The organism is Ligilactobacillus murinus DSM 20452 = NBRC 14221 (assembly GCF_001591685.1).
Classification (GTDB): Bacteria; Bacillota; Bacilli; order Lactobacillales; family Lactobacillaceae; genus Ligilactobacillus; species Ligilactobacillus murinus.
Window position 1 is genome coordinate 1 of the sequence record NZ_BCVJ01000054.1, and the last position, 13,194, is coordinate 13,194.

The following is a 13,194-nucleotide window of genomic DNA, read 5'->3' on the forward strand; positions in this document are numbered from 1 at the left end:
CGACAACTTGAACATTGTCTCCAAAGAAAAGCTTTAAGATAAAGCCTTTCGATAAAAGAAGCGTGATCTCCGAGCGAGACCACGCTTTTTTTGTTAGCTTAACATTTCGTGCCGATTCATGACGGCTTGTTGACAACTTATGGCAAATGTTAGGGGAAATTGCTGGAAGATAAGTTGAAATATCTACCCTAAGTCCCCTAAATACCCTGAGTGAATTTTAATCATTGGGATGACCAGTTAATGAGTGAACGAATTTTCTTAATTAATCTCTCCTTTTCAGATTTAGATAATTTATTTATTTTAGCATTATGGCCAGGAACAGTACCTACATGAGTGATTATTTCTTGTTTTGAATTGATAGAAATTAATAATGGAACGGTTAATTCGTCATTGTAGTATTCTGAGTAAATTTTGTCTAGCTTAAATTGTGCATGTTTAGTGAATCCCTTATCATGAATATTTATTGAATATATTTTTTTTGATGAAGAAATTTCCTCTGCTAAAAGAGGTTCAAGCTCTCTACACCAAGGGCATTCAGGATACCCAATATAATAGACCCCTTGTTTTTTTGAGTCAATTAAGTTTATTCCTTCAGAAGGAGGAATATTAACAAAATTGTTATACTGGCGGTTTTTTTGAGGACTAGTGATGTAATATATTCCAAATAAGCAAGATAGAAATATTATTGCTAAAAATAAATATGAAAAAATTTTTTTCATAAGTAAACCTCCGTTTATCGCTCCTAGTTATCATACTTTTCCTCTTACGATGTTTAATATTGATAGCAAAATTACTTGACCATCTGCAGTAATTGGGGTAAGGCATATAAGATGTAAAAAACAAACAATTTTAAAAAGATTAAATAAGTCAATATCGGGGACTAACATCCCGATAATAACAGTTCCTAGAGGGCCAGCCAAAGAAATACATAAATTTTTTAAATCTTCACCTCTATTTGTGTATATAATTGTGGGACTAAAATAACTTGAAAAGACAAATTTTGGATTATAACCAAATAAACGAGCAACGATATAGTGAAATGATTCATGAATTAAGAAAGTTGCAAAGAGAAGCATTGCTTCCAATATAGCTGTAATCATTGTTTTTTGGACCTTGCATTAGTAATAATTAATGTAGTCCCAAACCAAATAGAGAGAATCGTTAAGTAAGAGACAAGAACTTTAGGAGTCAGACCAATTGCTGTAGTGAGCTCAGAGCTGGTCATGTGTGTTATTATTTTTACTCCTAATAAAGTTATTACAGTACCACTTTCATTTATTTGGAATAACTCAATTACAAAATCTAATGCAAGAACAAATAGAAAAAATATGGATCCGTTAATAATACATTTTGTTAAAAGCTGTTTATTCAATTTCAACACGCTCCTTTTGAAGTATAATAAACAAGATAGCAAATAAAATAATAACGATTGAAATGAACACTGAATTGCTAGTGAGCAATTGATAAATTACAAATATGAGTATCATTGATAAAGATACTGAGAAAATTTCATTTAGGATCCCGTTAAATTTAGGAAATAGAAAACCAAAAATTAAAGCAATAGCGAAGAACGAGTACGTAATCAAGATGCTATTCTGAGTGTCACGTAGATAAGTTAGAACAATTAATTGAGGGATCGATAAAACCACTGCACTGAGTATTAGCGAAATAAACTCGTTTATAGTACTAATTCGATAAAAAGAATAGAATTTCCTAAATTTGATAGTAGAGCTAGCGTAATTGATTCCTGTAATGTTTATAAGGAAATAAAAATTACAAAATATATAAAGTGATGCGTGTATACCACTTTGTACCCAAGTTATTATAGACATAATAGCAATTGTTGTCAGAGAATATATAAAATTCTTTTGCCTAAATATTGCGGGAAGAGTGTATAGTAAACCTAACTTTGATAAAGAAATACTAGATAAAAAAATCTTTCTTTTAAAATATATGGGGGTATACAAGTTAAATTTTAAAATTATTGTAATGATCGTTAGTATAATCAAGAACGTTAAAATGTACGTGGTTAGGATAATAAAGCTGATAGATACTGAACTATGACCAATAATATTTTCAACAGGGAATCTATAGACAAGCATATATAGAGTAGCTATTGCTATAATAAAAATATCAAAAATAAAAGTAACAATAGAACTTAATTTTGTTGCTTTTATAGAAATGAACTTAAGGACAAACGAGTAAATAGCATCAACTGCTAAGAAGCTCAATATGAAGCAATGGTGGAAGATAAGAAGTAACAGTATTAAATCCAACAAAGAAATTATAGCAATACGTGTAAAAAAAGGGAAAACAATGATCAGACATAACTCAAATAAAACTAGTGAAACTGATAATTTAAATAACTTTTGACCAAGAGTTATTTCTTTTTTTGAGAAAGGAAGTAAGTTTGTTATGAATAAATTTGTGTTATTGAAGTTAAGAGTTGTATTTATAAAAGTACTAATATATAATCCCAAAATAAGGAACATATTAATGTAGCTAATGATTGTTACCTTTGTTAGGGTGGCTAATTTTGGGAAAATGTTGACATCCCCAAGATTAGAAAAAGACCGCATATTTATATAAAAATACCAAAGGTAGAAAATTACTCCTCCAAAAACAAGTATTATCCTAGTTAACTTATTTCTTAATATAGGATGGTGAAGTAATCCTGATAGAGTGTCATTTAGATAAAATTTAAATAGAGTGAAGGCGTTGCTTAATAAGGTTGATTTTTTCATCTAAATGTTCCTCCTTCTTAATAAAGTTTTCGATATCTTCAGGTGGGTGTTTATATCTACTTAGCTGACCGTTTTTCATAACAAGGATACAATCGGAAAAATGCAATATAATATCTTTTTCATGTGATACCAAAACTAAGTTTCTGCTTTTAGTAACTATAGTAAATAATTCACGAACTATAAGACTAGTTTCCAAGTCTAGACCACTAAAAACTTCATCTGCTAGTATATATGGTGTAGGTGTTGAAAACATAATTGCAAGTTGAAGCTTTTTCTTCATACCAAATGAATATGACTCTATGGGTGTATTTAAGAAATTTGTTAGGTCTAATAAGCTTGATATTTCAAAGAATAGTGAGGACGAAGACTTGGGATATCTATTCATTATAAAGTCGGCATACTCACTCCCCGTCATATAGTGTGGTAAATAGAAATCAGATGGGATATAAAAAATTCTTTCTTTGAATTCTCTACTACCTATCTTAAATCCATCCAATTCAACTGATCCTGAATCAATATTAGATATACCAGTAATGGAATTTAAAAATACTGTTTTTCCAGCACCATTTAGTCCAACTATAACGGCAGTATTAGGGAAATCAATAGTTATGTCATTTAAAACGGTAGTGGCACCAAATTTTTTTTGCAAATTTTTTACTTTGAGCATAATTACCTCCAAGAACAAAAAAGAAAGGAAATTACAATCTCCTTTCTTCTTGTTGAACTAAGGACGACAACCAATTTTTACAAAAGGAGCAGAAAACTTAATTTGACCTGTAAAGCTGTATCCCCTAGATGTGCAATAGAAAGCATAAGCAAACATCAGAGCAACAACAAGCACTACAATCCAAATGATAGGTGACTTATTTTTAACTACTGCATGGTACTTTGTTTCTAAATATACTTGTAGTGCTATTAATGGTGAAAGAACCATGACACACATTCCTTTCTATTTTTTATTACGCTACAAACACAAACCTACTCATATCTCATCATTTTTTATTACAATACATTTTCTTAAATAAGAAAATGGTAAACGTTTACATTTTTGATTATACCAAGCATTTAAAAAATATACAACACTTTTTTAGGTATCCAAAAAAATTGATTGTATATAACATTTGTTGGTTGCGAAAACGATAAAGTTATATAAATATATATTTTTATTTTGAGAGCAAACTACATTAGGTGTAGTTTGCTCTTTTATTTACCCTAAAGTTAAAGGAGGTCAAATCAAGTAAGTGGCTCAGGTATATGGGCAATAGAATCTAAGATAATAACAAAGGAGAAATGCAACATGGAGAATCAAACTGTTGAGTTTGTCAGACTTAAGCAAGAGAGGATTAGTGTGGTAGGTTGGGAGAAACTAGAAGCACAGCCTATTACTTCGCCTTACACCATTTCAGATCTGGTCAAACCATTTCTTGAAGAAGCAGACAGAGAAATCATGATATTGCTGGGCTTAGATACAAAGAATAAACCGACTGTTATTAGCATAATATCAATTGGGACACTCAACCAATCTACAGTTTCAGTCAGGGAAATTTTTAAGACGCTATTATTAGCTAATTCAATCCGATTTATCGTGGTTCATAATCATCCATCAGGTGACACAACACCATCAGAAAATGATTTAAAAATCACACAAAAATTGAAGCAAGTAGGGGAGATGATGGAGATAGTATTGTTGGATAGCATTATTTACGGTGATGATATTAGAAGCTTGCTAGCAAATGATTGGGGTGGAGTGAGTCTTGACAGGATATGAATTTGCGAAAAAGGAATTGATCTCAGAGCTTGAAACGATCATGCGCATAACTATTGATGAAAATAGAACTGTGTACGAGACAGTGTTGTTAGAGCGTTGCGAATTAGATGAAGCAGTTCAGAATCTAGTACCAAACAACGAGCAATATGTTAGTGTGACGAGTTTTGCTGTTAAAGATGTAACAGGCTTTATTATTGCAAACAATCAAAATAAAGATGTCTGGGGCATTGGATTTATTGGCTCTGACGGAACAATAAAAGAATGGAGAGTGTAACATATGGATACATGGATCAGGATTTTGATTGAAGCAGGAGTTCAGATTGGTATGGAAATTATCCGAGAATTAGGAGATGACTAATAAGTAATGGAAAAAATGACCCAAACAAACCCTGAGTTGGCTGTGAGGCTAACTCAGGGTTATTTCAATGGTTATGGGTCATTTTTTTAGAGTATTGTTATAGAGTTGTACAGCCTAACTGTCTCTGATGCCAAAAACCATTCCAGCGGAAAGGTGTTATTGGTAGTGTTGTGGTTTATATAAAAGTTAGTAAAATCAAGATGATCTACTGTACTATTAAGAGACGCAAGTTTATTTTTATAAGTTGGTGGTACTATTATTGGTGATTCCCTAAATCTTTCATCCACATATTTTAGAGCGTCATAAGATAGTCTCTTATTATTTTTATAGTAGGTAAAGCTATCTATTGTAGAAGTCATATACTTTGTTTCTTTGAGAAATTGCGCAGTCTTAACATACAAAGTTGAAAATTTTTCAAATAACTCGGTGAGTGACCAGTTAGTGTTGGAAATAGATTTGTAGAGGAAAAAAGACCATATAGGATCATAATATGAGCTATGAACGTCGATTAATTTGGAAAATTGCGAAAAACCACTTGTGCGCTCTGCGATTTCCCTAAAAGGAAATCTTAATTTTAGATGGGACTCAGAAGTAGCAGTAATAATGAAGTATTGGTAGGCATTATTAATTAAATTCTTCATGAGGCGATTATATTTTTCGGTGTGTTTTAATTCAAAATATTCCACTATATCTTCATTTATTTGGTTGATTTGATCTATCGAAAGTTTTTTTGCTGTTTCACGTAATAGTATATAAGTCATCAAATCAGAGGCGTAAAAAGTATCTTTTACACGTGGCATTACATCATCCTTGAAGTAGTCGATTATATCTTTGTTAATGACGGTAAAAGTTTGTTTTTGCGAATTGTATTTTGGCTTAAGTAGATGGAAGACGATTATTTCAGGAATAACAACGTATTCAAACAGTGCGAACTGGTATTGATTGAGAGTGGATGTTTCTCCAGTTATACGGTATTTTTCAGAAGATAGAGAAAATTCAAGAGCATTGAATTTTAAGGAATGATGGTTTTTTGATACAAGATCGTAGGTGTTGTTCAAAGTCTTATAGGCTGGATCATCGGAAAGAAAGCCATCAAAGTCCAGAGTCCAATTTTTAAAGCGAGATTTTGGAAAATAGTTACGATAATTGGTTAAAAATATCTTCTTTGCATTAAGCAGGATGTCGGATTTAGAAAAAGTAGTCGATTTTTTTTGCATTTTTTTTACTCCTATTTTAGCTATAAATTCTTGAAAACAATTTTCATCAGTGTATTTATATCATATATGATGAAAAAAATAAAGAAAGCTTTATTTTTAGGTTTTAATTAATTCCATTTTCTGAATTTGGTTATTGGGTTATGCTTTAGGTGTCAGATAGAGTTACATTGAATTCTGATAAGAACAAGGATACTAAGTAAAGTGCTCGTATTACAGGATGGGGGTAAAAATGTTGAATGCTTTAAAAAGAATTCCAGATGTGGATTTGTGCAACCTATGCGCTTTTCCCCAGAAAAATTTGAGGGAAGCTGATGTCTATAGTCAAACTCAGCGAGTCATTAGTCAGGTGTCAGCGCTTCAGCAGTTAGCTGAACTTGAGTTAGAAATGCTTCCAGTGATCGACCAATTAAATGATGTCGAAATTTTGTTCGATATCAAGGGATGGTACGAATCACAACAAGAGCTTCGGGAGCGTATCAAAGATCTAGAGCTGTATTTTAACATTGATACATCTCTTGACAATGAAACGCCTTCGCTTGCAGACCAATTGCGCATCAAAACGGGGATTTCTCACAAGGAATTATCTGGTAAGGGAGCGTTGTTCAGTGAGAATCAACTTTTAGCACGTGAACTGTTCAATAAGCAGAATTTTTGGGGAATGCAATGTAAGATACTTGGAAAAGCGGTGATTGGGCGCACTATGTTGGATTCTGTTGCTCCAATTACAGGAAAATATCGGAGTTTTTCTGCTGTTTCGGGCCGAATGAGCTGTCGTAATCTTCCACTTATGTCATTGCCAAAGGTGATGTATGACTTCTTACAACCTAGTGAAGGGTATAACATTTGGCATTTGGACTTTTGTCAACAAGAGATGCGAATTGCTAGTGCACTTACAGGGTGTAGGGTGATGCAACAAGAATTGACTGCTGGAAAAGATGTTTATGCAGTCTTAGGACAACAGTTTTTAAGCAGTGGATCCATAGACGAATGCCATAGGCTGGGGAAATCCTTACTGACACCGTATTTGTATGGAGCTAGTGAGTTTACCCTTAAAGAAAATTTGCGTAAATTCACTGATAAATTTGCCGACGTCAATATCCAACAGAAGATACGTACTGCTTATCCAGAGCTTAGTGAGGGCTTAGACTCATATGCAAGCAATCCATTCATTCGTGTAACACCTTACGGTAATGCACCTGTGTTTCGTGAATTTTCAACGGCACAGTTGCGTAATCTTCCAATTCAAGGATTAGGTGCTGTTATTTTGAAAAGATTGTTGATCAAGTTGTGTGTCTCAGGTGTTAGGGTGTTGATCCCAAGACATGATGAAGTGATCTTAGAGCTACCACGAACTTTGGATGATAGAAGTGTCATTCAGATACTAACTAAGACTGTTTCGAAAGTAGTTGAGTGGGAAATTCCCGACTATGTAACTACCAGTTTTCTAAAAGTCGAAAGGAAAGGTGAATAATTATGAGACTGGATCAATTAAACGGTAACAAAGTGTCGTTTGAAGATTACAATGGTAAGTATATTGATGTAAAGGTTAAGAGCGCTTCTTGGAAGAAAACTAATAATGGCAATGGCAATGTCTACTTATCGTTAGAACTGGAATTACGCTCGAACGGAAAAATCTTTGATAAGCCAGTGTGCATATTCTCGCAAAAAGACTTGGAGAATATTATTAAGAAGATCGGTGGTGAAAAGTATCCTGGGCAGGATAATCCAGATGTCAGTGAGTCCGATATAATTGGTCTGATATTTTGCGCAAGCGTTTCGGTGAATGAATCTGGATTTGCTTCGTTAAAAGATATCGATCTTGATGATCCGAGCATGATTTCGGCAAAAATGACGAATACCATCACTAATGCAATGAATCAATTTACTCAACAAGTTGGTGTAAATACAGGTCAATCAACAGGACAGTCCTTGGCAAATGCTGGGAATTCAATCTCAAAACAAACGACTAGTGCTAGTACAGATAATGGAGAAGCGCAAGTCGGAGACTGTGCTTCCAGTTCACTTCAGCAAGATCCTACTGATGAATTACTTGAAGATGACATAGAAAAGGAGTTGGAAGCTTTGGCTAGCACACCCGTTCCAAAGAAGAACGTAAGTGAGACGACCGATACTTCCAATAATCCATTTACCAATGCATCAAAAATTCAAAGTGATCCGTTTGAAGAGATGCGCATACAAGGCAGTAAAGCAGATGAGGTGAATGGGACCAATGACTGAATTTGATGAATTAAAAAGGGCTATGTCTCCTTATGTAGACAGCGGAGTGGATGGGTTTAATGCTTGCATTATTGCTCATATTCAACAACATCTTGGGGAATCGACAGATTCTGCACAGTTGCCAGATGAAGGACACGTTGTGAACTACATTCAAAAAGTCGTTGGGAAGAAACCGACTCACGAAACAATGGTGGATTTTTTGGTGATAGCATTAACGTTATGTAACATCAATGATAATCTGCATATTTATGAGTGGTCTGAAGGTGTTTTCGTTGATGCTGAGGATGGCTATAGGTTACGTAAAATTATTGTTCGGGTGTTAGGGGTGTTTGACACTCCATGGTCTCATAACTTCGAACAAGAAACAGTGCGCTTATTGAAAAGAAAAGTTGCACAGTACAAGGATACTGATGTAAATAAGCAAGTTGTTGTTTTTAGTGATCAAGCCTTAGACTTAAAAAGTTTGAAGCTGGTACCATTTGATCCTAAGTATCTATCAACTAGAAAGTCAGATGTTTCACCTAAACAAGGTATCACACCTAACTTTGATAGATTTTTAAAGACGACATTTAATGGCGATCAAGATAAAATCAAATTTGTTTGGTATTGGTTGGCGGTACAGCTTCAGGTAGATAGAGCAGTCAATAAGCTTGTTTTTATGCACAGCTCTGGAGCAAGTGGCAAGTCTACATTGATCCACGTCATCACCAGACTTTTAGGTTCGAGCAATGTATCTCATAATTCATTAAACCATTTCAATGGTGAATTTGGTAAAGAGAATATGATAGGACGTTTTGCTTGGATTTTAGAAGAAAGTGGGGATAATATCAGTGATTTTGCAGGTATCAAAAATATTGTTGAGGGTAATGAGATGTCCGTAAATCGTAAGAACAAGATAATGGTTCAAACGACATTTACTTTAAAAGTGACCTTATCCTTTAACAAATTACCGATACCAGAAAATACGATCGGCTTTAGTCGACGGGTGGTACTGCTTAACTTTCCAAATACATTTGTCGGTAAGAGTGCCGATAAAGATTTGAATGGGAAGTTGGAATCTGAAAAGGATCAGATCGTCTTTAGAGCTATTGAGTATTTGAGAGAGCTTAAATCTAAATACAACTATGATCTTTCACAAGTTATAACTGGCTCACTTCAAAGGGAGACTGATGAGTACTTTGATAAAGCTAGGGGCCCCGTTTACATGTTTCTACGGCAAAAATGTCAACGTAAGAGTAGCTCTAGGACGCCTAAGACAGAAATTTTAAATGCATTTCTCGATTTTTTGGATGAAACTGATGAAGATTCCAAGGGATTCAATAAGCCAAAAAGTTTTTGGCCAGAATTCAAGAAACAATTCAGAAATCTTTATGGTCGGGATTGTTCATTTTCAAAATCAAACATTGAGTATGTCAATGATTTAATTTTTAGTAAGGGAGTGAAGAAAATTTGATAAATGACAAGATCTTAACTATCAATGAAGCATCTAAATTATTAGGCGTTAGACGTTCGATAGTGGAAGAACTGTTGAATGATCCACAGCTACCTAGGTTGTTCGTGGGTGAATCACAACAGGTCAGATTACTTCAAAGTCAGTTACTTGAGTATGTTAAAAAACGTGCTGAAAACTGGTTTGAATACGTAGTTTGAGAATATGACGGAAAAGGGCCTTTCGGGGCTCTTTTCCATATAAAATTGGAGGTTTCATTATGTCAGTAGTCAAGAAAACAAATGCTGGTTATACCGTACAACTATCCATTGGTAGTGGTAAAAATCGGATACGACAAAATAAAACTTTCGTGACTAGACGTGAAGCAAATGAATGGTTAACACAACAGTCAGCCATTTTAGGAGGTTCAAAAGCCTTGCTTTACCAAAGAAAAATGACAGTTATGAGCTTTTATGATTTATGGGTCGCTAATAAAAAGAAAGGATTAGCCAAAAACACTTTAAAATCATATTCAGCTACTAAAAATCGTTTAAGTCCATATCTTTCCCGAATCAAAGTCAGCACTCTAACACACCAACAGTTGCAAGGTGTATTCAATATGTTATCAAAAAGGTACAGTCATGAAACTTTGCGTAAAGATTTGAGCCATATTCGCTCAATGTTGCGCTATGCTATGCGTATCTCAGTTGTGACCGCAAAAGTAAATCCTGCGAATGATGTGGTGATTACAGGGAACGATGACAGTTATTACAAGAATGTTGATGATAAGGTATTACCGTTATCTGAGTTTAACGTTATCAAAGAATATTTAATAAGATTTGCTATTAAGAAGAATGATTGGCATACTCGCAATATGCTAGGCTTAAGTATAGCGATCAGTACTGGTCTACGTGGTGGCGAAATACTGGCTTTGTGCTATAAGGATATTGATTTTTCTGAGTGCATTCTGACAGTAAATCATTCATGGGATGGTGAGCTAGTAGCACCTAAGACTAAAGCAAGTCACAGGGTAGTTCCTATCCCTGACTGGCTAGTTGATAAAATAAAATACTGGGCCGACTTGAACAACCTGTCGCTAGATTCAGACATGCAAGTAATGACAAGGAAAGATGGCTCGGTAGGAAGTGTAGGCTCATTGACATCTGCTTTTAAAAAGTTGCAGAAGAAATTAGGATTTTCACCACAATATTCACTGCATAATTTACGACATACGATCGCATCACATTTATTGAACAAAGGTGTAAATATCGTCACAGTTTCTCGATTATTAGGGCACTCTAGCGTTCGGATCACAGAAAGTTACTATTTGGGCTTGGTCTCTGAAGATAAGGTAGCTGAAAGACGAAAAGTACTGGAACTTCTGTGAAGCATTTTGGGTGATTAGGGGACTTAGGGGGGATATTTCAACTTATTGTTCACCGTATCTAAACAAACTGCAAGTATATATTTTAATAATGAAGGAACCTTAGGAGTTACGGCTTCTAAGGTTCTTTTGATAATTAAAATATGGAGGTGCCTAATATGGCAGAGAAGAAAGTAAAGACAACAACTGTTACAACAGAGATCTTGGTTGAAAAGAGAGTTAAGGATGACAGCACATACTGGACTAAATATACTTGGGATAAAAATAAGCCAGCAGTTTTAGTATTAGCTAATTATCCTAGCAAACTTGGAATTGTTGAAGAAGATCTAACAACAATGCTCATCAAAAATGAAGTGTATCGTATGGATGATTATGGGGCTGTTATTATTGGCAATTTGTTCACAAAGCCTATTTCACGTAACACGGCTAATGAACGGACTTTAGCGGATGCTTATGAGATCGATTCAATGACAGAATTACTTAAAGTGACTAAGGAAGTTGAAAAAGTCATTGTTTCTGTTGGCTCACTCACGAATAGATATCAAATTGCTAGTGACCGATTAGCAATGTATGGTCGGATGTGTAGTGATGAAGGTCAATTGGATAAGATTGTAGAATTGGCAGATGGACAACATAAACCTAAACATCCGTTAGCCTTACAAGGTGATCATTGGACATTGGTACCGTGGACTTTTGATTGGGAGAATCCACCAAAATCAAGACGCAAGAAGAAGGTTGTTGAAGCTGATGAGTAGGATAGTTAAACGAACCAACGGCTATTTTGCAGAGTTTACCAAAGGAGCTGGTAAGAAGCGCTATCGTAAACAAAAGACATTCCAGAAGAAAAGTGATGCTCAAGATTGGTTGGTCGAAATGGAGCATAGTTATCTTCAAGGTAGTGTATCACCTAAAGCCGATATGTCATTTGCTGATTACTATAAGCATTGGATAACAATGTATAAGGCGCCAGTTGTTTCAGCTAATACGGTCGATAATTATCAATCATCTTATAATAGGATAAAAAGAAAAGATTTAGGTCAGATAAAGCTTAAGAACCTTACTCGTGATGATATTCAAACTTACTTTAATCAGCTAAATCGCAGTCATGAAACAGCCCGTAAAGACTTAACTAGGATAAGATCTTGCCTAAGAGATGCATTCAATGATGGTATAATCCCACGTAATCCAAGTGCTGGGAGTATAAACATTATCGCCGACCCTAGCTTGACCAAGGGAAATGAGCGTAAGTTTATGGCAGTTAAGGATTTTAGGAAACTTCAAAAATATCTCTTAGATAGGGACTACAATTTGTTAGATGTAAATTGCTTTGTTTTGTTTGTTATATCTCAAACCGCTATGCGTGTAGGTGAATGTTTAGCACTAAAGGAAGATGATATCGACGAAATAAATTGTACACTTCGTATTGATGAATCATGGGATAGCTATCACAAATTCCTTAAACAACCTAAGACTAAGAATGGTGTTCGTAAAGTCCCTGTGTCACGTGATGTCATGAATAAAATAACTACATGGGTCAGATATCAACGAAGAGAAATGTTCAAGCGTGGTTTGCATAATCCTGATCGACTTATCTTTTTGAATTACAAAGGTAAGATACCACCAGCTTCAAGTATAAATTTGACCTATAAGAGGTTACAAAAAAGACTAGGGTTGCCGGGGACATTTTCAACTCACACTATGCGACATACGATAGCTAGTATGATGTTAAATTCGGGGGAGATATCACTGGTCTATATTTCTCGATTTTTGGGTCATTCGAATATTTCGATAACGCAGAAGTACTATATTGACTTACTCCCAGATCAGGTCACGAATGAAGATAAAAAGGTGGTGAAACTATTAGCTTTAGCATAAGAAAATAAAGCTGTTAAGGCTTTATTTTTTTTTAGCAATTTTGGTGGTGTTTCCTAAGGCTATCTTTACATATCGTAACATTTCATAACGTCTATATGTCGAATAGATGACGAAATGAAAAATAAACAAAAAGTTGAGTTTTCATTGATATAATAGGATTTCTAGCATGTTCCTGGAGGCC

At 34.6% G+C, this 13,194-nt stretch carries 14 protein-coding genes; 9 read left to right on the plus strand and 5 right to left on the minus strand.

All coding sequences use genetic code 11. The features are described 5' to 3' along the window. Positions 1 to 221: 221 nt before the first annotated feature. From LMU01S_RS08725 to LMU01S_RS08745, 4 genes are all read right to left on the minus strand, one after another. Positions 222 to 719: a thioredoxin domain-containing protein gene (locus tag LMU01S_RS08725; RefSeq protein ID WP_056960314.1), complete on the minus strand. Its 498-nt coding sequence runs from the start codon at positions 717 to 719 to the stop codon at positions 222 to 224. 30 nt (positions 720 to 749) lie between these two features. Next, on the minus strand, positions 750 to 1,100 hold the full coding sequence (locus LMU01S_RS08730; RefSeq protein ID WP_056960316.1) for a hypothetical protein: 351 nt from the start codon (positions 1,098 to 1,100) through the stop codon (positions 750 to 752). Further along, a complete protein-coding gene (locus tag LMU01S_RS08735) occupies positions 1,097 to 1,372 on the minus strand; it encodes a hypothetical protein (RefSeq protein ID WP_156470404.1) in 276 nt (91 codons plus the stop codon). Before LMU01S_RS08735 ends, LMU01S_RS08730 begins: the two co-directional genes overlap by 4 nt. Positions 1,373 to 2,700: 1,328 nt before the next feature. Further along, positions 2,701 to 3,411, minus strand: coding sequence for an ATP-binding cassette domain-containing protein (locus LMU01S_RS08745; protein ID WP_056960321.1), 711 nt, complete (start codon positions 3,409 to 3,411; stop codon positions 2,701 to 2,703). Positions 3,412 to 4,041: 630 nt separating this feature from the next. Here LMU01S_RS08745 and LMU01S_RS08755 point away from each other — a divergent pair. Both LMU01S_RS08755 and LMU01S_RS08760 read left to right on the plus strand, forming a co-directional pair. After that, positions 4,042 to 4,512, plus strand: a complete 471-nt coding sequence (locus LMU01S_RS08755) for a JAB domain-containing protein (RefSeq protein WP_056960326.1) — start codon at positions 4,042 to 4,044, stop codon at positions 4,510 to 4,512. Beyond that, the gene (locus LMU01S_RS08760; protein ID WP_056960328.1) at positions 4,499 to 4,786 is read left to right on the plus strand and encodes a hypothetical protein; all 288 of its coding nucleotides are present in this window, start codon (positions 4,499 to 4,501) and stop codon (positions 4,784 to 4,786) included. The genes LMU01S_RS08755 and LMU01S_RS08760 overlap by 14 nt, the downstream gene beginning before the upstream one ends. Before the next feature lie 170 nt (positions 4,787 to 4,956). On the opposite strand, the gene LMU01S_RS08765 is transcribed toward LMU01S_RS08760, so the two are convergent. Beyond that, on the minus strand, positions 4,957 to 6,087 hold the full coding sequence (locus tag LMU01S_RS08765) for a hypothetical protein (protein ID WP_056960330.1): 1,131 nt from the start codon (positions 6,085 to 6,087) through the stop codon (positions 4,957 to 4,959). A gap of 346 nt (positions 6,088 to 6,433) precedes the next feature. On the opposite strand from LMU01S_RS08765, the gene LMU01S_RS08770 reads away from it, so the two are divergent. From LMU01S_RS08770 to LMU01S_RS08800, 7 genes are all read left to right on the plus strand, one after another. Further along, positions 6,434 to 7,558, plus strand: coding sequence for a DNA polymerase (locus LMU01S_RS08770; protein ID WP_162258496.1), 1,125 nt, complete (start codon positions 6,434 to 6,436; stop codon positions 7,556 to 7,558). A gap of 2 nt (positions 7,559 to 7,560) precedes the next feature. Continuing rightward, positions 7,561 to 8,325 carry a hypothetical protein gene (locus LMU01S_RS08775; protein ID WP_056960334.1) on the plus strand — a complete coding sequence of 255 codons (765 nt, stop codon included), beginning with the start codon at positions 7,561 to 7,563 and terminating at the stop codon, positions 8,323 to 8,325. Continuing rightward, positions 8,318 to 9,778: a DNA primase family protein gene (locus LMU01S_RS08780; RefSeq protein WP_056960335.1), complete on the plus strand. Its 1,461-nt coding sequence runs from the start codon at positions 8,318 to 8,320 to the stop codon at positions 9,776 to 9,778. The genes LMU01S_RS08775 and LMU01S_RS08780 overlap by 8 nt, the downstream gene beginning before the upstream one ends. Then, positions 9,775 to 9,975: an excisionase family DNA-binding protein gene (locus LMU01S_RS08785; RefSeq protein WP_010688245.1), complete on the plus strand. Its 201-nt coding sequence runs from the start codon at positions 9,775 to 9,777 to the stop codon at positions 9,973 to 9,975. Before LMU01S_RS08780 ends, LMU01S_RS08785 begins: the two co-directional genes overlap by 4 nt. A 59-nt stretch (positions 9,976 to 10,034) precedes the next feature. Further along, positions 10,035 to 11,141, plus strand: coding sequence for a tyrosine-type recombinase/integrase (locus LMU01S_RS08790; RefSeq protein WP_056960337.1), 1,107 nt, complete (start codon positions 10,035 to 10,037; stop codon positions 11,139 to 11,141). Positions 11,142 to 11,296: 155 nt separating this feature from the next. Beyond that, complete coding sequence (locus tag LMU01S_RS08795) at positions 11,297 to 11,893, plus strand: DUF1643 domain-containing protein (RefSeq protein ID WP_056960339.1); 597 nt, start codon at positions 11,297 to 11,299, stop codon at positions 11,891 to 11,893. Continuing rightward, the gene (locus tag LMU01S_RS08800; RefSeq protein ID WP_056960341.1) at positions 11,886 to 13,013 is read left to right on the plus strand and encodes a tyrosine-type recombinase/integrase; all 1,128 of its coding nucleotides are present in this window, start codon (positions 11,886 to 11,888) and stop codon (positions 13,011 to 13,013) included. Before LMU01S_RS08795 ends, LMU01S_RS08800 begins: the two co-directional genes overlap by 8 nt. Positions 13,014 to 13,194 lie beyond the last annotated feature (181 nt).

Excerpts from the sequence above, each read along its gene's own strand:
- LMU01S_RS08725 (WP_056960314.1), bottom strand. The coding sequence starts at position 719 with ATGAAAAAAATTTTTTCATATTTATTTTTAGCAATAATATTTCTATCT.
- LMU01S_RS08730 (WP_056960316.1), bottom strand. The coding sequence starts at position 1,100 with ATGATTACAGCTATATTGGAAGCAATGCTTCTCTTTGCAACTTTCTTA.
- LMU01S_RS08745 (WP_056960321.1), bottom strand. The coding sequence starts at position 3,411 with ATGCTCAAAGTAAAAAATTTGCAAAAAAAATTTGGTGCCACTACCGTT.
- LMU01S_RS08755 (WP_056960326.1), top strand. The coding sequence starts at position 4,042 with ATGGAGAATCAAACTGTTGAGTTTGTCAGACTTAAGCAAGAGAGGATT.
- LMU01S_RS08765 (WP_056960330.1), bottom strand. The coding sequence starts at position 6,087 with ATGCAAAAAAAATCGACTACTTTTTCTAAATCCGACATCCTGCTTAAT.
- LMU01S_RS08775 (WP_056960334.1), top strand. The coding sequence starts at position 7,561 with ATGAGACTGGATCAATTAAACGGTAACAAAGTGTCGTTTGAAGATTAC.
- LMU01S_RS08780 (WP_056960335.1), top strand. The coding sequence starts at position 8,318 with ATGACTGAATTTGATGAATTAAAAAGGGCTATGTCTCCTTATGTAGAC.
- LMU01S_RS08790 (WP_056960337.1), top strand. The coding sequence starts at position 10,035 with ATGTCAGTAGTCAAGAAAACAAATGCTGGTTATACCGTACAACTATCC.
- LMU01S_RS08795 (WP_056960339.1), top strand. The coding sequence starts at position 11,297 with ATGGCAGAGAAGAAAGTAAAGACAACAACTGTTACAACAGAGATCTTG.
- LMU01S_RS08800 (WP_056960341.1), top strand. The coding sequence starts at position 11,886 with ATGAGTAGGATAGTTAAACGAACCAACGGCTATTTTGCAGAGTTTACC.